Below are 20,736 nucleotides of genomic sequence, written 5' to 3'. Positions count from 1 at the left end.
AACTTATTGATAGAACGGGAAAAGTGTCTCATGATTATACCCAGTGGTGACTAATCCACCAGCAATAAAAAGGACTCAGAATGAAAAAGGTGTTGGTACTTGGGGCTTCAGGATACATTGGTTCACAGCTTCTTCCACAACTGCTTGATAAAGGTTACATTGTCACGGCAGCAGCGCGTCATATTGACTATTTAGAATCCCGAACTCAGCCACACCCTAATCTCACACTCACTTATTTAGACCTCGCCGATGCAGAAGCGACGCTCGAAATCGTGAATGATTTTGATTTGGTTTTCTTCCTTGTGCACGGTATGGCGCAAGGTCACGACTTTGTTGAATACGAATTAAACCTCGCAGAGAACTTCAAAAATGCCCTTGAGAAAAGTCGTGTAAAACACGTTATTTACTTAAGTGCAATTCAGCCTCAAACCGGAAACTCTCAACATTTGGCAGCACGCAAAGCGACGGGGAAGATCATTCGCCAAGCCGGTGTGCCTGTTACTGAACTTAGAGCTGGCGTAATTATCGGTCCCGGTTCTGCGGCATTCGAGATCATGCGCGACTTTGTCTATAACCTGCCGATTCTAATTGCACCTAAATGGGTAGACTCCAAAGCCAACCCAATCGCCCTACCCAACCTCAATCACTATTTGCTTGAATTGGCAGAAACCAAACCAACAGAAAGTGAAATTTATGAAGTTGGTGGTCCAGATACACTAAGTTATCGCGAGCAATTTGAAGTCATTTGTAAGATCACTAAGAAACCTTACCGACTTTGGTCAACACCCCTGTTGACACCTAAAATGGCATCGTATTGGTTAGCTATTGTGACATCTGTCCCCGCAAGTATTGGTAAAGCGCTACTTGCAGGTTTGGAACACGATTACATTGCTGATACCAAAGCCATTCATGAGCGATTCCCTCAAGAGCTGATCAGCTATGAGCAGTCCGTTACAGACACCATAGCAACTGAAGGGACTTTTGTGCGCAGTAATGTTTGGGGATTTGAGCCTGCAGCACTCAAACGTTGGCAACCAGGCTACGGGTACTATCCAAAACAAGCGGGAGCTAACATCAAGACAAAAGCCTCTGCGGAATCACTTTGGAAAGTCGCGCAAAAGATCGGAAGCCCGGAAAAAGGCTATTACTTTGCCAATCTCCTTTGGCGAACCCGCGAGTGGCTCGATATCTTCTTTGGTGGTGGGAAACCTATTCGAGTTTCACCACCAGGACCAGAGCTTAAGGTGGGTGACTTCATTGATTCATGGAAAGTCATTCGCTGTGAAGAGAACCAGTTCCTCTCACTGTTCTTTGGAATGAAAGGACCGGGACTTGGTCGTTTGGAAATCACGATTAAAGACGATGGCGAAGAGCGTGAGTTCGACATTACCGCATGGTGGCACCCACAAGGCTTTCCGGGCTTACTTTACTGGTTTGCGATGATGCCCGCGCACCTATTTATCTTTAAAGGAATGGTGAAAGCCATCGCCAAAGAAGCAGAAGTGCTAGAAAGCCAAAGCAAAGCCCAACCTGACGGTTAAGGCAATAATCGGCGGATATTTTCTAGATGAGCAAGTATTTCTTGCTTGTCATAAAGTGTATCCGCCTTTGCTGATGTGCTTTGTCGTTCAACCAAGCTGACAGGCAATACTTCTGACACAACGCCTTGTCCTTTTTCCATCTGGCTCAGCACTAACTTGACCGCCCTTCGTCCAAGTTCGTTGAAATCTTGCTTAATCGTTGTCAGAGGGGGTGAGAAAAATTGGCTATCTTGAATGCCATCAAACCCAACCACAGATACGGTTTTAGGTACATTAATACCCGCCTCCGAAAGCGCGCATAACACGCCAAGCGCCATCTGATCATTCGCCACCAATACAGCATCAAAAGGTACACCTTTTAACACGGCATCTTTAATGGCGTTGTATCCACTAACTGCTTGCCAGTCCCCCTCATAGAATGCCGTTTGCATCAGTCCATGCTGCTGAATCTGTGACTGCCATTCTTGGTAACGAATCTGAGAAGCCGTGGATGCCTTTGGTCCAGAAATGCACACAAAAGATTCGCGTTTGTACTCAATCAAATGGGAGATCGCCAAATTTGCCCCAGATTTATGATCACAACTGAGAGAATTAACGGGCGTCCCCTCGGGTACATCGATAAAAACCAGCGTGAGCTGACTGAACTGCTCCACTAGGGTCTCTGCCATCTCTCTGGTTACCGGAGCGTTGATAATAATGGCATCAACTTGTTGGGCAATAAGCTCTCGGATTGCACTACGGAATTCCTCAATGGAGTTGTCACCTAACACTGCCAGCGCCGTCGCGTAATCCATCTCATGTGCTTGGTTGCGAACGCCATTAGCAATAAGAGCCACACCGTGCAGTGAGATATCCAAAGAGACAATACCGATGATCCGCGACTTCGCTCGGCTCAACATTTGTGCCCCTTTGTTCGGCACGTATCCAAGCTTTTTGATTGCGTCGTTAACTCGCTTTCGTGTTTCTTCTGCGACGTTATCCGCGCCGTTGGTTACGCGCGATACGGTTTGCGTCGAGACACCTGCTAACCGTGCAACATCTTTAAACGTAACTGCCACTGCGTTCTCCTATTCTGATTTGCTGTTCACTCTACCAAATTTATTCGAATGCTCTCGTGAACAATGTCGTAAAAACATGAAAAAATGTTCCCGAAAACAGCAGATCTAGCACACAAAACCACGCTCTAAAACCTGTTCAAAGTCACATTTAAACGGCTATTCAATCGAAATAAAACCAAACAAGCGCATGATTATTTGCAGACTATATGTTTGCGAAAACAGAGAAACAACATGCAAAAAATTGTTCACTTAAAATCCAAGAATCACAGCATGATCATTAAAGTGGATCGTGTTCCTGAAATCCTTCATTGGGGCGCAAAAATCGCTCAGATCGATCCCGATTTAATGCTCTCAACCGAACGTCCTATCTCGCAGGCTCGTCTTGATGTCGACGTACCCTTATCACTCTGCCCTGAGCTTGGTAGTGGTCACTTTAATGCGCCTGGGATTGAGGGACATCGCAATGGTGAAGACTGGGCTCCCGTGTTCACAACCACATCCGTAGAGCACGATGACAACAGCGCGACATTTACTCTGCAAGATGACATTGCTGGTCTTGAATTATTGATTGAGCTACAACTGGACTTTAACAGTGATGTGGTACAAAAACGCATCACCGTAACAAACACAACTGCCGGTGAGTATTGCTTGGGTAAGCTCTCCTCTACCCTGCCACTTCCTAACCATGCAAACGAGCTGATGACGTTTCACGGACGCTGGTGCCATGAGTTTCAAACTCAGCGTTTGAGCTTTGAGCATGGTGGCTTTATGCAAGAAAACCGTCGCGGTCGCACCTCTCACGAAAACTTCCCAGGTTTGTTCGCAGGCACTAATGGATTTAGTGAACAATTGGGACAAGTTTGGGGCTTCCATCTTGGTTGGAGTGGTAACCATCAACTGCGTGCCGATGTTCGTAGTGACGGTCGCCGTTTTGTTCAAGCAGGTGAACTGCTGTTGTCTGGTGAAAAGCGCCTACAAAGCGGTGAAACCTACCAATCACCATGGCTTTACGCGACATACAGTAACTCGGGTTTGAATGGAATATCAGAGCGATTCCACGAGTTTGTTCGTGCCAATATTATTCAATTTCCAAACAACAAGCCTCGTCCTGTTCACTTAAACACCTGGGAAGGCATCTACTTCGATCATAAACCCGAATACATCATGCAGATGGCAACCGAAGCCGCCGAGATGGGTGTCGAGCGCTTCATCATTGATGATGGTTGGTTCATAGGTCGTGATGGCGAACGCGCTGCACTCGGTGACTGGTACTTGGATGAAACAAAGTACCCAAATGGTCTTGAGCCTGTCATCGAGCACGTAAACAACAAAGGCATGGAGTTTGGTCTTTGGGTTGAGCCAGAGATGGTCAGCCAAGACTCAAATCTATATCGCCAACACCCGGATTGGGTATTGAGTCTGCAAGGCTACCACCAGCCCTCCGGTCGCTGGCAATACGTCTTGGATTTGCAAAACCAAGATTGCTTCAACTACCTGTTTGAACGTTTGAATGACTTACTGACTCGTTACAACATCGGCTACCTGAAATGGGACATGAACCGTGAATTGGTTCAACCGGGGCATCAAGGTAAACCTGCTGTACATGGTCAAACGAAAGCGCTTTACCGCTTGCTGGACGAGCTTCAAGCAACACACCCTGCGGTTGAAATTGAGTCTTGCTCTTCGGGTGGTGGTCGTATTGATTTTGAAATCCTTAAACGCACTCACCGTTTCTGGGCTTCTGATTGTAACGATGCGCTGGAACGTCAAGCGATTCAACGTGGTATGAGCTACTTCTTCCCACCTGAAGTTATGGGCGCTCACATTGGTCCTGCAGAGTGTCACTCAACCAATCGTCGTCATGCGATCAACATGCGTGGTGTGACAGCGTTAAGCGGCCACATGGGTGTGGAGCTCGATCCAGTAAAAGAAAGCGCGGAAGAAAAACAAGCGTTTGCTCATTACATTCAACTGCACAAACAGTATCGCGATTTGCTTCATTCTGGACGTACTTTCCGCATCGATCCTGCCGATCAAAACCAGAACATCTATGGCGTTGAGAACGAGCAAGAAATGCTGATTACGGTGTGTCAGTTGGCAATGCCAAATCATGCGCTGCCATCTCCACTTCGCGTCAGTTGTGCGGATGAAAGCGCCCGTTACGAAGTCAAGATTGTTGAAATGCCAAAAACCAGCTTCCAGTTGATGAAGCAACGTCCGCAATGGCTAGACAAAACCCTGACGTTAAGTGGCGATAACTTAAAGGAAATTGGGGTGACGCTTCCGATTCTCGACCCAGAATCGGCGCTCATTGTTCATCTTAAGAAAATTTAAACCTCTATCTGTGCCCTCTAGCGACCGGGTTTCAACTTCGCGTTGTTCCTGATAAAACACTCCTATACGCGCTAGAGGGACACCCTACAACTAACAAGCAAAACTTAATTGCTTAACTTGTTAAGGAAACAAAATGTCTATTACAGTATTACTTTCGTTCTTGCTGTTTACAGGCTTTGTTGTGGTGTTCACTTACAGCAAAGTTAAAAACGATAAAAACACCTCTCAAGACGGTTTCTTCCTTGGTGGACGAAGCTTAACAGGTGGGCTGATTGCCAGCTCCTTGATTCTTACCAACCTGAGTGCTACTAGCTTTGTTGGCATGAGTGCACAATCCTACACCCACAACATGAGTGTGATGGGTTGGGAAGTGGCCTCTGGCGTCACACTGGTTATCATTGCGCTGCTGCTTGTTCCTCGCTACCTCAAGCAAGGTATCACCACCATTCCTGATTTCTTAGAAAGCCGTTACGACATGTCGGTCAAGAAGTTCGTTACCCTGTTGTTCTTGTGCCAATACGTCATCAACATTCTACCTACCACTCTTTACGCTGGCGCAGTGGTACTGGGCGAAATCTTTGATGTGCAAGGTTTATTGGGTATTTCTGAGTTCAGCTCTATCGCCCTTATTTCTGCCACTATTGGTTTGCTGGGTTTCTTTTACGCGATTTACGGCGGTCTAAAAGCCGTGGTAATTGCAGACACGATCAATGGCGTAGGCTTGATCACCGGCGGTTTGATGATCCCTGTATTTGGTCTGATGGCATTAGGCGGCGGTAACTTTATGGAAGGTTTAGACGTATTGCTGACTGCCGCCCCAGAAAAGCTGCAATCCGTAGGTAAAGAAACCGATCCACTGCCGTTCTCTACCCTGTTCACAGGTCTATTGTTGGTGAACTTGTACTACTGGGGTACTGACCAATCTATTATCCAACGTGCACTTGGCGCGAAGAACCTGAAAGAAGGTCAGAAAGGTGTGATTCTCGCGGGTGCGATTAAAGTTATCTCTCCACTTTTCCTAATCATTCCGGGCATCATTGCTTTCCATATGTTTGGCGCAGATGCAGGCAACCCAGACACGATGTACACACGCTTGGTGAACGAGGTATTGCCTAAGCCGCTTGTTGGTTTCTTTGTTGCGGTCATGTTCGGCGCAATCCTAAGTACCTTTAACGGTGTATTGAACAGCTCAACAACCTTGTTTGCTTTGAACGTTTACAAGCCACTATTTGGCAAAGGCAAATCGGATGAAGAGTTAGTCGGGAAAGGTCGTATCTTCGGCGTTATCATTGCGATCATTTCGGTCTGTATTGCCCCTTTCATCATGTACGCACCAGAAGGCTTGTTCCAATACCTACAAATGGTTGCGGGCTTCTTTAGTGTGCCTATCTTCACCATCGTATTTGTAGGCTACATTTCCAAACGTGTACCCGCTATTGCCGCTAAAGTTGCTTTGGTCGTATTTGTTAGCTCTTACGCTGCGATGCAATTGGTCTTTGGTACACCAATCCACTTCCTACACCAATTGGCGATTCTATTCGTCGTGTGTACTGCTCTGATGTTTGCGATTGGTCACTTCATGCCACGTGAAACAGACTACGTAATGCCTGTAAATGAGAATATCGATGTGACGCCGTGGTCATTCCGCTTTGAAGCATCAGCGGTCATCATCTACATGGTATTGGGCGCTTACGTAATGTTCTCAGACTTCGGTTTTGTCTCAAGCGATCCGACTATCATGCAAGTGTACGGGTTCTGTGGTCTGGTCTTGATGTTCGGTGTGGTTTCTAACTACTTCATCAAGCGTAGAAAGCATAAGCAAGTGACTAAACTGAATGACATGTACATGCCATAAATAAGATCGATAAGTCACGGATATAAAAAATCGGAGCACAGGCTCCGATTTTTTATGATGCGATAGATGAATTAGTCTGCTTTAAATGACAGTGGAATCTCTGCCAATTGATTGCCTTCGTTCGCAGGGAAGATAAGGTACTCACCGTGGTATTTCACCATCGATTTGTAGTCAGTGACCTTGTGCACCATGTAACCTGCTTGCGATGCTTTTTCAACGAACTCTGCGTGGTTACCGCGAACAAACCAACTCATCGGTTTTACCAACAGCTCACCATCAAAACAGCTTTCACACTGGTCAGCACATAAGGCTAGTGAGTTTTGACCTTCTGTGTAGATTTGTACTTTACCGCAACCAACTAACTGCTCAGAAGTTGACACTTCCCAGCCCGCTTGCTCCATCGCATCAAGAAACGCTTCAATGTCAGAATCTTTGATCACTTTAGACTCTTCACCTTCAGGGAAAAACTGCGCGTAAAAGCCTGAGATGCGTTTAAAGATAAATAGCAAACCAGCATCGTTGCCTTTTGAGCGACCTGCTTTTTGCCAACGCGTTAGATCATCACCTACAGTGCGACCAAAACGCTGTGACTTCAGCGCCTTGGTTACCCAACGAACCAAGTAATGATTGTTCGCTACTGGTGCATTTGCCAATTTACCAGAGCGATGCTCTTGGTCTAAATCTGCCAAAGCAGCGTTAACTAAATTTTGAATTTCTTTGGTGTAATTAGACATTACGCCTTTCTTCCTAAAGTCCAATAAAACAGTGCAGACAGCACTGAACAAGCAAACATAACAACGATCATCGGCCACGCAACGCCACCGGGCATTGCTGCAACAAGCGCACCAATCAATGAACCTGTGCCAAAGCGCAGAGTACCAGCAAGTGAAGATGCAGTGCCTGCCATCGTTGGGTAGCCACTTAACAGCAGCGCCATCGAGTTACTACCAATCGTAGACAAGGTTCCGATAAACAGCACTACAAATGGCACGATGCCCCACAAACCAAGATCAAGCATCCAACCAGCAAACAGTCCAATACCAGCAATCAACTGGATGGTTAGACCGAAGCGCAGCATAAAATGGGAACCGACCTTTTTCACCATGCGACCATTGAGACTGGTCATGATGATCATTGCCACAATGTTCAAGCCAAATAGGTAACCAAATTGGTCTGGCCGAACACCGTATAAATCGATATATATAAATGAACCCGCAGTCAGGAATGCAAACATGCCTGAGAACGAGAACGCACCTGAGAGCATTAACCCTAACGCTTCAGGGTTAGAACACAGACGTGCATAGTTACGAATCGTGGTTCTGAATCTTAATGGCTGACGGTTTTCTGGTTTCAATGTCTCTGGAATCATCCATAGAACAAGCAAGATCACCACAACCGCGAAGATAGCAAGCACCCAAAAGATTGAACGCCAACCGAACCAGATCGCGAGGTGACCACCAATCATCGGTGCAACCAAAGGTGCAATCGTGATCACCAACGTCACGAATGACATTGCACGCGCAAAATCTTCACGGTCAAACATGTCTCGTACAACCGCTTGGATAATCACAGCCGCTGCCGCACCAGCAAAACCTTGTGCCGTACGCACATAAGTAAGCGCATCAATACCGTTAGTCGTTGCACTGACTACCGCTGCCAAACCAAAAAAGAGCACACCTAAAATGAGTACAGGTCGGCGACCATAGCTGTCGGCTAACGGACCATGAATCAGCTGACCTATTGCGAAGCCTGCTGTATAAGCCGTTAACGTAATCTGTACAGCACCTGCGGTTACACCAAGATCTTTAGCGATGGTTGGCATAGCCGGCAAATACATATCGATAGCAAGTGGCGTCAACGCACCAATTGCACCGAGTACAAGGAACAATAAAAAACTGATTTGTGACTGGGGAGCACTTTGGGCTTTTTCTGTCATTGCCTTACCTCTTGTTGTGTCCTCCCATCAACATTCCACATTGATTGAGATAGATGATTGACGCTTCCCTTACCCCGAATCCGTAACAATCACGGAGACAGTGCATAGTATCCTTACTATTGAGAAGATCATAAAAGACGAAAGTATACCAAGGCGGTCTTGCCTAACTCGACGCTAAAACCTGCATGATGAGTATGCAGAACGAAAAAGTAACCGAGCTAAAACGAAGAGGCGACGACGTTAACACCGTCTGTACTTATCGTCAGTAAGGACCAACAAGAGAAAAGACTTTTCTCAGATTAAATACAGTTCTGCCTGCGTTTATGAGCGGCGAATGCGCGTCTTGTTCAGACACTAAGACTTATTTGGTAGGAATCCCCATTCTGAGCGATTTCCTACCAAAACACTAGTTCCTATCAGGAATTAAACAATTTCCCAGAACAGCAATTACTTCCAACCAGAGTGAATCATTTCACTACTGATTCGACTTCTTCTTCTGTTAAGAATCGGTAATCACCCGGCTCAAGCGATTCATCAAGCACAATTGAACCAATACGCTCACGGTGAAGGTGTTCAACCTTGTTGCCGAGCGCAGCAAACATACGCTTCACTTGGTGGTATTTACCTTCCACAATCGTTAACAGCACTTCGTTTTCAGCTTCGTTTACAATTTCAAGGTGGGCAGGCAATGTTGGTTCGCGTTCATTACGTAACTCAATACCTTCGGCAAACTTTTCAACGTAATCAGGTTGAATCGCATCCACAAGCCATACGCGGTACGTCTTTTCACATTTGTGTTTTGGCGACGTAATACGGTGGGACCATTGACCATCGTCAGTGATCAACACAAGACCAGTAGTGTCCACATCCAAGCGACCAGCAAAGTGTAGGTTTTCTACCTTTGGCTCATCAAGCAACACGAATGCGGTTGGGTTATGCCCATCTTCATGTGAACACACAAAGTCCGCAGGCTTGTACAACATAATGTAACGAGGACCAGGTGCACCAACTTCGCGCCCTTCCCACTCAACCACGCCACCTTCTGGCACTTTGAAAGCACCACTCTTTTGTACTTCGCCATCAACGGTCACTTCGCCACTTTTGATGATCTTCGTTGCCTGCTTGCGAGTCGCACCCAGCCCATCACACAAATATTTATCTAAACGCATGAATACCTCTAATGTTTAAGGTCGGGTATTATAGCGATCCTAATTCGAATAGTTGAGCAATTTCACAGATTTTCATGTACACCCTTCGACCATACCAAGCCGACTCTGTTAAAGCGGTGATTCACTATTTTCGTAAACACACCACACCAGCAGTCATTGTGCTGCCTACAGGTGCAGGTAAAAGCTTGGTCATTGCAGAGCTAGCAAGACTTGCCAAAGGGCGCGTCCTAGTACTTGCTCATGTAAAAGAGCTGGTGGAACAGAACCACGCTAAGTACGAAGGCTATGGACTGAAAGGCTCAATATTCTCAGCGGGTCTTGGACGTAAAGAAACCGATCAGCAAGTGGTGTTTGCTTCTGTACAATCAGTAGTGCGCAATCTGGACTCTTTCAAGAATCAATTTTCCTTGTTAGTGATTGATGAATGCCATCGCGTGCCAGACGAAAAAACCAGTAGCTACCAAAAAGTAATCACGCACCTAAGAGAACTCAACCCAGGCATTAAAGTTTTGGGGTTAACCGCAACCCCATACCGCTTAGGCATGGGCTGGATCTATCAGTATCACACCCGTGGACAAGTTCGCACGGAAGAGTCACGCTTTTTCCGTGACTGTATCTTCGAACTCCCTATCCGTTACTTACTGGATGAAAACTTCTTAACACCAGCTCGCATGATGGACGCGCCAGTCCTATCTTATGACTTCTCACAACTCAAACCAGCAAACACAGGTCGATACAAAGAAGCTGAGATGGACATGGTGATCGACAAAGCTAAGCGAGCGACACCACAGATCGTTGAACAAATCATTCAATACGCCAAAGAACGCAAAGGCGTAATGGTATTTGCAGCTACAGTTCGCCATGCACAAGAAATCCATGGTTTATTGCCTGAAGGCGAAACCGCGATTGTGATTGGTGACACGCCAACACCAGAGCGCGATGCCATTATTCAGTCGTTCAAGAATCGTGAGATAAAGTACTTGGTTAACGTGTCCGTTTTAACCACGGGCTTCGATGCACCACATGTGGATTTAATCGCGATTCTGCGCCCAACCGAGTCGGTCAGCTTGTATCAGCAAATTGTTGGTCGTGGTTTGCGTCTGTCGGAAGGCAAATCAGAATGTCTCGTACTGGATTACGCTGGCAACAGCTATGATTTATATCAGCCTGAAGTGGGCGATCCGAAGCCAGATTCCACTAGCGAAATCATCACCATCCCTTGCCCCGCTTGCGGCTTTAATAACAACTTCTGGGGAAAACTGGATAGCAATGGCTTTTTGCTGGAGCACTTTGGTCGTCGTTGCCAAGGATATTTTGAGGACGATGAGACCGGAGAACGTGAGCATTGCGGTTATCGATTTAGAGCTAAATATTGCGGCGAGTGTGGCGCTGATAACGACATTGCAGCGCGTATTTGTCATGAGTGTGATGCCACGCTGGTTGATCCAGACAAAAAGCTCAAGGAAGCATTGAACCTAAAAGATGCGCTGATCTTTGAATGTACCGAAATGGACTTGTCAGTATTTAAGTCCAGTGATGGCAAATCACAGTTGAAAGTGACGTATTCCGGTGAAACCTATCAAGGAGAAGGAAATGCATTGGTTCACGAATTCTGGTCACTGAATACCAAAAAACAGAAGCAAATCTTCAAAGACCAGTTTGTACGCCCTCACCTTGCTGACAAACATCGTCCATTTGAAGAGGCGTCGCCAACCAGAGTCGTGGCAAACCAGCATCGTTTCCGTCTGCCACAATTCGTGATTGCTAGAAAGTCAGGGCGTTTTTGGAAACTGCGCGATAAGATCTTTGACGACGAACTAAGATAAGCGAATGCTCACGAATTCACTTTCTGTTCATGTACAGCACGATATAATCGTCGTAACTCATTGAAAAAGGCTTTGCTATGTCTACCTCCTTCACTCCGCGCAAACTTCCCGTGCTGCTAGGCTTAGTGCCACTTTTATTGTCAGCACCAAGTTTTGCATCTCACCATGATCATCATGATGAAAAAGACGGTCATGCCATCGTTCGTGACGTTGAGAAACCGGGAACTCGAATTGAATTCGATGAAGATCAAGATGAAGTCTATCGTGCCGTTCAAAAAGGTTACATTCGCCCATTCTCCGATATGTACGCAGCAGTGGAGAATGATTTGTATGGGCGTATTATTAAAGTTGAACTCGAAGAAGACGATGACGAATGGGTTTACGAGCTGAAAATCTTGTTCAATGACAGTGTGATAAAAGTGGAATACGACGCTGCCACACTAGAGATGCTCGAGATCAAAGGGCGTAACTTCAATAAAGCTCTTAAGCCGCAGTAATCGATATCCAAACATAATTAGAAGAAAGAATATGAAAATACTTGTTGTCGAAGATGAACCTCGCCTAGGCGAACAGATTTTAGAAACGTTGGAAAACAATGGCTGGGTGCCAGAGATTTCTCAAGACGGTATCGACGCGCTTTACCGTGCGACCTCTGAAGAATGGGATGCGATTGTGCTCGACTTGGGTTTGCCAAAGCTCGATGGTCTGACGGTCTTGAAAGGCATTCGAGACGAGAACATTAATACACCTGTGGTAATTCTGAGTGCCCGTGACACATTATCTCAACGTGTTGAGGGTTTGAATGCCGGAGCCGACGATTATCTAACCAAGCCATTTGAAATGGTTGAGCTAACGGCTCGCCTTCGCGCTCAATTACGCCGTGCTTCAGGTAACGCCTCACCTGTCATGCAGATTGGTGATTTAAGTTTAGATACGCGCTCATCAAAAGTGCTGTGGCAAGGGCAAGCAGTAAGCTTAACCGCGTTAGAATATAAAGTGGTCGCGTACTTCATGCACAATCCAGAAAAAGTCATTTCTCGTACCGAGTTGGTAGAACACATCTACAAGCAAGACTTCGACCGTGACTCAAACACCATCGAAGTGTTTATCGGTCGTATTCGCAAGAAGATCGCCCCAAAAATCATCAAAACCGTCCGCGGTTTAGGGTATCAATTGAATGCGGAATAGAAGCAAACTTCCCATGCACATTCTTAAGCGGCTGAGCATCAAAAGCCGCTTAGTGCTAGCGGCGGTCGTTTGGCTCACAGCGATGATCCTCGCGGCGGGCGTCACGATCCCAACCCAAGTTTACAGCTATATGGTGGACGACACTCGCTCCCAATTGAATGTCTACATGGACGAGATTGCCGCCCAGCTCGAAGTCGACAGTAAAGGTCAACTCACCCTTCCTACTCAACTTTCCGACCCAAGATTTAATCGTCCATACAGTGGTCTTTACTGGAGCGCATCAACGGACACAAGCCTAGAACGTTCGCGTTCACTATGGGATAAGAAAATTGAGTACAAAGGATTGGATAAAGACGCCTTTGGCGCACGTGATGAAAAACTTATCACGTTGAAAAAGACCCTTTATCTACCGGACTACGATGGTCCTATTGATGTCATCATTGGCATTGACGAAGATCCAATTGAAGGCACGATTCAGTCTTTAACTGGACAGCTTTGGATCATTTTAGGATTGCTCTTTGCTGGTGTTCTTGCGGTTATCTTGCTGCAAATCGCCTGGTCATTGAGTCCGCTAACCAAGCTGCAAAGAGAGTTAGCCGAACTGAAATCAGGCAACAAGAAAGGCTTGGAAGAAGAGTACCCGAAAGAAATCTCACCTTTGATTTCTGACCTTAATGCCCTGCTCTTTCACTATCAAGAGCTACTTGAACGTGCACGCAATCATGCAGGAAACTTATCTCACGCGCTGAAAACACCACTTTCGGTTTTAAAAAACGAAGTACAAAACTTCACGCCTGAAGAACAAGAACGCTTGAACGCGCCAATCGCACAGATCCAACAACACATCGATTACCACTTAGGTCGCGCTCGTATGGCTGGTTCAATGAACATTCTTTCGGTGAAATCGAACCCTTCAGAGCGCGTTGATGCCATATCCATGGCGTTTGACAAGGTCTACGCACATCGTGACGTCACACTGATTAACGAGCTTGATTCTGAATTGAACGTCGCCGTAGAGAAAACCGATCTGGATGAAATGGTGGGAAACTTACTGGAAAATGGCTACAAATGGGCGAACAGCATCATTCGTGTTCATTCAACGTTAGATAAAGACAACATTCATATCATTGTTGAAGACGATGGTCCGGGTATTCCTCCTGAGCAATTATGCCAAGTAATAAAGCGTGGCTACCGTCTGGATGAAACAACGCCAGGATCCGGTTTAGGTTTAAACATTGTCAGTGAAATGGCGCACAGTTACCGCGGTCAACTTGAATTATCAGAGAGTAAAATGGGAGGGTTAAAAGCCACCTTGATTCTGCAAAAGAGCCGCGCTTAAGTCAGCTTACATCAGTCACTCACAGTATTACTTTAAAATGGCACTTATCGATTTATTCGCTAGGTGCCATTTTTATATACCCAAGTAACCTCAAGATGCTTGGGTATATCTAAATAGCGCTTTGATTGGGTAAGTTTAATGCTAGCGATGGTTCACTAATCAACAGCACATTCCCATCCGAATAATAGTCGTGCTTACTATCCATTGCGACAGGTTGCGCTAACGAATGTAACTCTCCGACTAGCGCTAAATGACTGACTTCAATTTGATTCGCTAGACGGTCTCTTTCGCTGTCCACATTAGGATCTATTCGATGCAACACCGTCACAATACCCGAGTAATGCGCCAACTTGAGACCGTCATCGTAACTAATCGCTCCGACCCAAATCGGTTGACCAGACTTTGATTCTAACCCTGCTCGCCACCAGCGAACATGAGAGCGTTTTAACAAACTTCCGGGCTCTTGGAATGCCATCGACTGTGGCTTGCCATTCCAAAACAAATCAGAAACGGGCGGCAGCTTCTGCTTCAATAAGCTCACATAGTCTGCCAATTCAATGTCGTTTCTTGAAAAGGTTTGATTCTCTAGCCAGCCGAGCTCTTGCATTAGGCTTCGCGGGGATTCTCCGACGTACACCAAGTTGACTGCCTGAGCGTCAAACACATTCGAGCGCCCCGGATAAACCTTAAAGCCGATATCATTAAGGACTATCGATTGATTTTCAGTAACGCCGGGTTGTTCAATATTGTCATCTGCTAGATAGAAAAAGTGTCCATAATTCGCAGCAACTAAACATAACACTAAAGCCGTTAGGGATTTTGTCCATTTACGTGACCAGTTTTTCTTCCAAGCCACAAGAGCGAATACAGAAGCGATGAGTACTGAGGCAATAAGAAGCTTATGCTCAACAAGGATGAACTTTATGGAATCAAGTGGAATCCATGTGTTAAGACCCGCAGCAAGCAAATACCCAGCAACGACAAATTGCCCAACACCAAGTATCAATCCAATTGATGAACAGACAGTAAAACGCTTCCAACTAACATTCGCAGTACCCGCCATAAATGGCACGACCCAAGCAACAGGTCCGAGTAAGCGTGCAAAGATCAAAATGGCATTGCCGCGTTTTTTCATCAACAAACGACAACGAGCGATTGGACGCCTTGTCTTGGCTTGCCAACGAATCAGCTTCTTCTGTGCTTTAGAGCCAGAACGCTTACCAATAAAGTAACTGAGTTGATCGCCAACCCAACCGCCCAACAAAACGGCGACAACGCCCCAAATCACACCTTGGTGCAATTGATAGCCCGCAGCGAGCAAAAACGGCTCGCCCGGGACAAAGAGATTAGGTCCAATCGTCGCATCCAGAAATGCTCCGAAAAACAGACTGATTGCTTCCAGCATGCAGCCTCCGACGATTACGAATGTTGATCTTTGTAGTGACCGAATTTGTATTCCATTTCGTTGTTACGCATCTCGCCAAAGAAGAATCGACGTACATTGGCTTTGAAATAGGTCATGCCCATCTTAAAGAAGCCGTCTTGCTCAAGGCGGCGCGGATCGAATTCAAACGTCATCGGTAAGAAGCGGAAACGCCATGTTTTAGAAGCGCGTTTTACGTAATCACAATCTTCGCAAAGTGTAATAGACTCATCAAAGCCGTTGATCTCTTTGTGTGCGCGTTTGGTAGAGAAAATACAAGCACCTACCGCCGTTGGGAATGTGTACTGAGTAATAAACAATCCCGCGTTAAACATGCCATAACCCAACTTATGTGCCATTGGCAGATTTTTTGAGCCCATGTAAACACCAGCAACTTCCAACTTCGCATCCTCAAGCTTACTCATTGCACGGCTCAGAAAATCACTTGGTAAGCGCACGTCCGCATCTAAGAAAAGAATACGTTCATACTTCGCCAGTTCTGCACCTGTATTACGACCTAAGCTGACACCACGCGTATCCATGCGGTGCACTGTCAGTTCTGGCAATGAGCTTTCGTAAGCTTGTGCAACTTCACGTGTCGAATCTTCACTGTTCGAATCCACCACGATCACTTCAAAGTTCTGGTGAGTTTGTTTGGTTAAGTCTTCAAGTAGTCGACCAATACGTTTTTCTTCATTGAGGGTAATAATCACGATACTGATAGGATTCATAATGTGCTCCATTGAGGTTGTCCGTTTATGTACGATGGAGAATAGAACCGACTGACTTAACGGTTACTGAGGTCAACATTCATTTTGCGTTCATTTTGTGAATAACAGATGTCGTTAATGAATGAATTAACTTGGAAAGAGGATTGAGTCCTAGGCAAATAAAAACGTACTGACAAAAAGCCAAATAGGTTAAAATCAGCGCAATGCGGACAAAGTTTTGCCGACACCACAAAACAGACACTCTTCTTGACGAAGAATTACTGGCTTTTTGGTGAATTAGGTACAATTTTGGTTGCTGAATGTAGAGCAGGATGATAGTATCCGCGCTCGCTTGAACAGTTCCTGTTTCAAGCTTTACTACGAACACAAGGTCGCATTGTGTTTGTAAAGTTTTATTTTTTACTAATTTGAGAGTAAATACTATGAAATTCGAAGCAGTAGTACGTACTGAACTAGGTAAAGGTGCGAGCCGCCGCCTACGTCACGCTGGCAAATTCCCTGCAGTTGTATACGGCGGTGAAGAAGCAGCAGTTGCTATCGTTCTTAACCACGACGACATCGTTAACCAAATGGACAAGCCTGAGTTCTACGAAGGTATCGTTCTAGTGATCGACGGCGCTGAAGTTAAAGTTAAGCCACAAGACGTTCAACGTCACGCTTACAAGCCAAAAGTTGAGCACATGGACTTCATCCGTATCTAATTCCCTACCAAGGAATTAACGGATAAAATCCAAACCTTTTGCATAAAGATTATCGGACTTACCAACCGAGACATCTAAAAAATTTCAAAACCCCGGAGACTTACCACCTCCGGGGTTTTACTATTTAGGACAGAAGTAAATCTCCCCTACTCTTTTCTCAATTCTCTTTTCATTACCGATAGTGCTTTTCTGCAAACACCGCATTAAACACTCTCACCAGTAAGTTATGTTCGTGCTATGTACTTCACCAGCGTCACGTCGTTGAGCGTCATATCATCGATAACCTCCGACTCTTCCTCTCCAGATCGCACAAAGCCACACTTCTTATAGAAATTAAGCCCTTGTTTATTGGTGTCTAACGCCTTAAGGCTAATTTGCATCACTGGTGTCGAGAGTAAACGAGTTTCTAATTCATCAATCAAAGCACTGCCAGCGCCCTGCCCGAAGTATAAAGGCGAAACATAGCAACAAGTAACCGTTGCCGTCTTGTCTTCGCTGGTGTGATCAGGCAGTTCATAACTTAGAAAGCCAACGATCTCTTTCTGTTTCTCAACAACAATGAGATTGGCCAGTTGCTCCGTCATTACTCGCGTCCACATGCGCTCTCGACGTTCTCGAGTAAATTGGTCAATGTAACTCTGCGGCATTAATCCTCGGTAAGCGACTTGCCATGAATCAACGTGTATTTTGGCGATCTGATCTGCTTCATCTCTCACTGCATTTCTAACTGTATATCCCATTGCTTGCCTTTCTCATTACTCCGGAGTAAACACTCTTTGACGACTGTACGCTTCAAACCCCAAAGACTGGCAGAGCCTTATTGAAGGCGTATTTTCACTATTTACTCGATACCTAATTTTGCGCTGCCTCGACTTCACTTCATTGATTAAATGACTGAGCAGGCGTTTTCCATACCCTTTTCCTCTTGCTTCAGGAGAAACCAATATGGATAAAGACTCAAACGGCTCTTTCCCTTTATAACAATAAGAAGCAAGCACAGCGACCAGCTCATTTTTGTCAAATATGCCGTAGAAAAAATGGCTATCGAGGTCAAAGTCCGCTTTAAGAATATCTTCTTCGCTCATTCGGCTGACAAAAGATTCAAGTAATTCGAGATCAGATTCGATCGAGAGAGGAATTATCCCATCGTCTTTGTTGACGTTGTCGTCATTAAATAAATAGTAGTCGACATCATCATATTCACAGAACATTTGTTTATTATTGAGTTTTCTCTCCAGCTCACTTGGCTGAAAATGTTTAATTCGTTCCCATAATTTAGGGGGACAAGATATAAACGTAACGGCGTCTGATTGATATAAAAATACAGCGCAAAGATCGGAGAACTTTTGCCAATAGTGAGGGTCATAAGAATAGCCATTGTACAAATTACAGCTCACACTGAACTGCTTTTGCCATGAGCAATCGATTTCCGCGGCAAGTGCGGTTGTTTTTTTGAGCATCCTTACTCCTCAACACAGCGTACAGAAAAATCTTAACTATTTGTTTCGTAGAGAGTAAGAAGACATTAATCTGGCAAAATAATCACCAAAGTTTGCTCCATATCTCACCAAAATGCGTATTGATTCACATTAGAAAATTGAAATCAATTAAGCGACTCACAAATTTAATTAGTAAAAACATTAAATCCTTTCTAAATACGGTTTCTGTTTATTTGTCGACGCGGTTTGCAGCCCTGTTATTTCCTGTATTCAACAAAACTGTAAATAAGATATAGATCACTAAAGTTTCACATTATTTCCGTATATTTCACGCCGTAATAAAATCAAAATCACAAAGAAAGGATCCCTTATGAAGTTTTACAAATCCCTTTTGGTACTTTCAGTCGGCGCTGCGCTAGCAGGATGTGGCTCAGACAGCGACAACTCTCCAGTCACTTGTGACACTGCAGATTCATGTACCAAGTTCACAATTCTACATACCAATGACAACCACGGTCGCTTCTGGCATAACGAAGACGGCGAGTATGGTATGGCTGCGCGTAAAACACTGATTGATCAAATGCGCCAAGAAGTTGCAGCAAATGGCGGCTCATCCCTACTACTCTCTGGTGGTGACATCAACACTGGTGTTCCTGAATCAGACCTACAAGATGCAGAGCCTGACTTCTTAGGTATGAGCGATATTGGCTATGATGCTATGGCAGTTGGTAACCACGAATTTGATAACCCTCTTAGCGTTCTTGAAAAGCAACGTGTTTGGGCAAACTTCCCAATGCTTGCTGCAAACATTTATGATAAAAATGGCGACCGCTACTTCAAACCTTACAAAATCTTTGAGCTTGGTGACCTTCGTGTAGCTGTTGTAGGTATGACAACAGAAGATACAGCAAAAATCGGTAACCCTGAGTTTATCTCTGACCTGACATTTACCAAACCAACAGAAGAAATGCCGAAGGTAATTGCAGAAATCAAAGAAACCTACAAAGATGACCCTGTCGATTTCATTTTCGCTACGACACATATGGGTCACTATGAAAATGGCCAGCACGGTTCAAATGCACCTGGCGATGTAGCGATGGCGAAAGCAGTCGAAGAAGGACAGCTTGCAGCTATCTTCGGTGGTCACTCGCAAAACCCTGTTTGTATGGAACCAGATGGTTCAGGATACGCTGACTTCGAACCTGGTGATGACTGCAAACCAGACCAACAAAACGGTACTTACATCATGCAAGCGCACGAGTGGGGTAAGTACGTTGGTAAAGCAGACTTCGAATACTACGACGGTAAACTTCACCTTGCTGGTTATGAGCTAGTTCCTGTAAACCTAAAACGCAAAAACGAAGCTGGTGAGCTAGAATTCATTGGCACAGAAATCAAGCCAGACCTTGCTCTTCAAGGACGTCTTCAATACTTCCAAGATAAAGGACAAGATGAGCTAGATAAGGTAATTGCTACCTCTGATGACAAGCTGGAAGGTGACCGCGCAGTAGTTCGCTACCAACAAACTAACTTAGGTCGTTTGATCGCAACTGCTCACCAAGAAAATCAAAAAGCCGATTTTGCGGTTATGAACTCAGGTGGCGTTCGTGCATCAATTGAAGCAGGTCCGATTGCTTACCGCCATGTACTAACAGTTCAACCATTTGGCAATATGGTAACTGTAGCCACGATGACTGGCGCTCAAGTAGTCGATTACTTGAACGTGGTTGCTACAATGCAACGTGGATCGGGTGCGTACGCACAACTGGCAGGTCTAAATATGACTGTAGACTGTACTGCCAAGAAAGTTGAAATCAGCAAGATCAATGGCAAAGATTTCGACACAGCGGCAACTTATAAGTTTACCGTACCAAGCTTCAACGCGGCGGGTGGTGATGGTTACCCTGCACTTAACGTAATTAACACTGGTAACGTTGACGCAGAAGTAATGTACAGCTATCTAGAGACTCTTGGTACAGTACAAGTAAGCAACTACGAGCCACAAGGCGAAATCGTCTACACTAACTCAGACAGCCCACTTGGTTGTGAAATCGCAGCTGAGTAAATAAAGGCGTGTCAGACTGACTCTAAGACCAACCGGAGCCCAAGTGGCTCCGGTTTTTTTATTTGCGCTAAATCTCTGATAAAACGCCACCTTCACAAATCGTTCAAAAAATGTTCATTTACGTTGTTGAC

General features: G+C 45.3%; 17 protein-coding genes. 9 read left to right on the top strand and 8 right to left on the bottom strand.

Going from position 1 to position 20,736, the window contains the following annotated elements; translation table 11 throughout:
- Positions 1 to 80 precede the first annotated feature (80 nt).
- A complete protein-coding gene (locus NL647_RS13065) occupies positions 81 to 1,541 on the top strand; it encodes a DUF2867 domain-containing protein (RefSeq protein ID WP_253650242.1) in 1,461 nt (486 codons plus the stop codon).
- Here the strand turns inward: NL647_RS13065 and NL647_RS13060 are convergent.
- Positions 1,538 to 2,599: a LacI family DNA-binding transcriptional regulator gene (locus tag NL647_RS13060; RefSeq protein WP_009702488.1), complete on the bottom strand. Its 1,062-nt coding sequence runs from the start codon at positions 2,597 to 2,599 to the stop codon at positions 1,538 to 1,540. The genes NL647_RS13065 and NL647_RS13060 overlap by 4 nt on opposite strands.
- 231 nt (positions 2,600 to 2,830) lie before the next feature.
- Between NL647_RS13060 and NL647_RS13055 the strand changes: the two genes are divergently transcribed.
- Together NL647_RS13055 and NL647_RS13050 are read left to right on the top strand one after the other, a co-directional pair.
- The gene (locus NL647_RS13055; protein ID WP_253650241.1) at positions 2,831 to 4,933 is read left to right on the top strand and encodes an alpha-galactosidase; all 2,103 of its coding nucleotides are present in this window, start codon (positions 2,831 to 2,833) and stop codon (positions 4,931 to 4,933) included.
- 133 nt (positions 4,934 to 5,066) lie between these two features.
- Positions 5,067 to 6,788 (top strand): solute:sodium symporter family transporter, encoded by a 1,722-nt coding sequence (locus NL647_RS13050; RefSeq protein WP_029789440.1) that lies wholly within the window; start codon positions 5,067 to 5,069, stop codon positions 6,786 to 6,788.
- A 71-nt stretch (positions 6,789 to 6,859) separates the two neighbouring features.
- On the opposite strand, the gene NL647_RS13045 is transcribed toward NL647_RS13050, so the two are convergent.
- From NL647_RS13045 to rsuA, 3 genes are all read right to left on the bottom strand, one after another.
- Positions 6,860 to 7,522 (bottom strand): DUF2913 family protein, encoded by a 663-nt coding sequence (locus NL647_RS13045; protein WP_009702485.1) that lies wholly within the window; start codon positions 7,520 to 7,522, stop codon positions 6,860 to 6,862.
- Positions 7,522 to 8,724, bottom strand: a complete 1,203-nt coding sequence (locus NL647_RS13040; RefSeq protein WP_005450614.1) for a Bcr/CflA family multidrug efflux MFS transporter — start codon at positions 8,722 to 8,724, stop codon at positions 7,522 to 7,524. The genes NL647_RS13045 and NL647_RS13040 overlap by 1 nt, the downstream gene beginning before the upstream one ends.
- Positions 8,725 to 9,191: 467 nt before the next feature.
- Positions 9,192 to 9,893 (bottom strand): 16S rRNA pseudouridine(516) synthase RsuA, encoded by a 702-nt coding sequence (gene rsuA / locus NL647_RS13035; protein WP_009698137.1) that lies wholly within the window; start codon positions 9,891 to 9,893, stop codon positions 9,192 to 9,194.
- Between the two features lie 74 nt (positions 9,894 to 9,967).
- Here rsuA and NL647_RS13030 point away from each other — a divergent pair, with 74 nt between their 5' ends.
- The 4 genes from NL647_RS13030 to NL647_RS13015 all read left to right on the top strand — a co-directional run bounded on the left by NL647_RS13030 (position 9,968) and on the right by NL647_RS13015 (position 14,246).
- On the top strand, positions 9,968 to 11,719 hold the full coding sequence (locus tag NL647_RS13030) for a DEAD/DEAH box helicase (protein WP_009698138.1): 1,752 nt from the start codon (positions 9,968 to 9,970) through the stop codon (positions 11,717 to 11,719).
- A gap of 77 nt (positions 11,720 to 11,796) precedes the next feature.
- Complete coding sequence (locus NL647_RS13025; RefSeq protein WP_005450617.1) at positions 11,797 to 12,216, top strand: PepSY domain-containing protein; 420 nt, start codon at positions 11,797 to 11,799, stop codon at positions 12,214 to 12,216.
- Between the two features lie 31 nt (positions 12,217 to 12,247).
- Positions 12,248 to 12,907, top strand: a complete 660-nt coding sequence (locus tag NL647_RS13020; RefSeq protein ID WP_061065807.1) for a response regulator transcription factor — start codon at positions 12,248 to 12,250, stop codon at positions 12,905 to 12,907.
- Positions 12,897 to 14,246, top strand: a complete 1,350-nt coding sequence (locus tag NL647_RS13015; protein ID WP_033008653.1) for an ATP-binding protein — start codon at positions 12,897 to 12,899, stop codon at positions 14,244 to 14,246. The genes NL647_RS13020 and NL647_RS13015 overlap by 11 nt, the downstream gene beginning before the upstream one ends.
- A gap of 109 nt (positions 14,247 to 14,355) precedes the next feature.
- Here the strand turns inward: NL647_RS13015 and NL647_RS13010 are convergent, their stop codons facing one another.
- Together NL647_RS13010 and NL647_RS13005 are read right to left on the bottom strand one after the other, a co-directional pair.
- Positions 14,356 to 15,651, bottom strand: coding sequence for an LssY C-terminal domain-containing protein (locus NL647_RS13010; protein ID WP_061065806.1), 1,296 nt, complete (start codon positions 15,649 to 15,651; stop codon positions 14,356 to 14,358).
- A gap of 14 nt (positions 15,652 to 15,665) precedes the next feature.
- Positions 15,666 to 16,400 carry a glycosyltransferase gene (locus NL647_RS13005; protein WP_005450620.1) on the bottom strand — a complete coding sequence of 245 codons (735 nt, stop codon included), beginning with the start codon at positions 16,398 to 16,400 and terminating at the stop codon, positions 15,666 to 15,668.
- A gap of 422 nt (positions 16,401 to 16,822) precedes the next feature.
- Between NL647_RS13005 and rplY the strand changes: the two genes are divergently transcribed.
- Positions 16,823 to 17,101 (top strand): 50S ribosomal protein L25, encoded by a 279-nt coding sequence (gene rplY, locus NL647_RS13000; protein ID WP_005450622.1) that lies wholly within the window; start codon positions 16,823 to 16,825, stop codon positions 17,099 to 17,101.
- A 224-nt stretch (positions 17,102 to 17,325) separates the two neighbouring features.
- On the opposite strand, the gene NL647_RS12995 is transcribed toward rplY, so the two are convergent.
- Entirely contained in the window at positions 17,326 to 17,841 is a 516-nt protein-coding gene (locus NL647_RS12995; RefSeq protein ID WP_005450623.1) for a GNAT family N-acetyltransferase, read from the bottom strand.
- Positions 17,842 to 17,856: 15 nt separating this feature from the next.
- Positions 17,857 to 18,561, bottom strand: a complete 705-nt coding sequence (locus tag NL647_RS12990; protein ID WP_009698143.1) for a GNAT family N-acetyltransferase — start codon at positions 18,559 to 18,561, stop codon at positions 17,857 to 17,859.
- 349 nt (positions 18,562 to 18,910) lie between these two features.
- Here NL647_RS12990 and ushA point away from each other — a divergent pair, with 349 nt between their 5' ends.
- The gene (gene ushA, locus NL647_RS12985) at positions 18,911 to 20,605 is read left to right on the top strand and encodes a bifunctional UDP-sugar hydrolase/5'-nucleotidase UshA (RefSeq protein WP_017188176.1); all 1,695 of its coding nucleotides are present in this window, start codon (positions 18,911 to 18,913) and stop codon (positions 20,603 to 20,605) included.
- Positions 20,606 to 20,736 lie beyond the last annotated feature (131 nt).

The sequence above is a fragment of the Vibrio sp. Y29_XK_CS5 genome (assembly GCF_024181835.1).
Lineage (GTDB): Bacteria > Pseudomonadota > Gammaproteobacteria > Enterobacterales > Vibrionaceae > Vibrio > Vibrio harveyi.
This window is presented reverse-complemented; position numbering and strand designations above follow the sequence as displayed.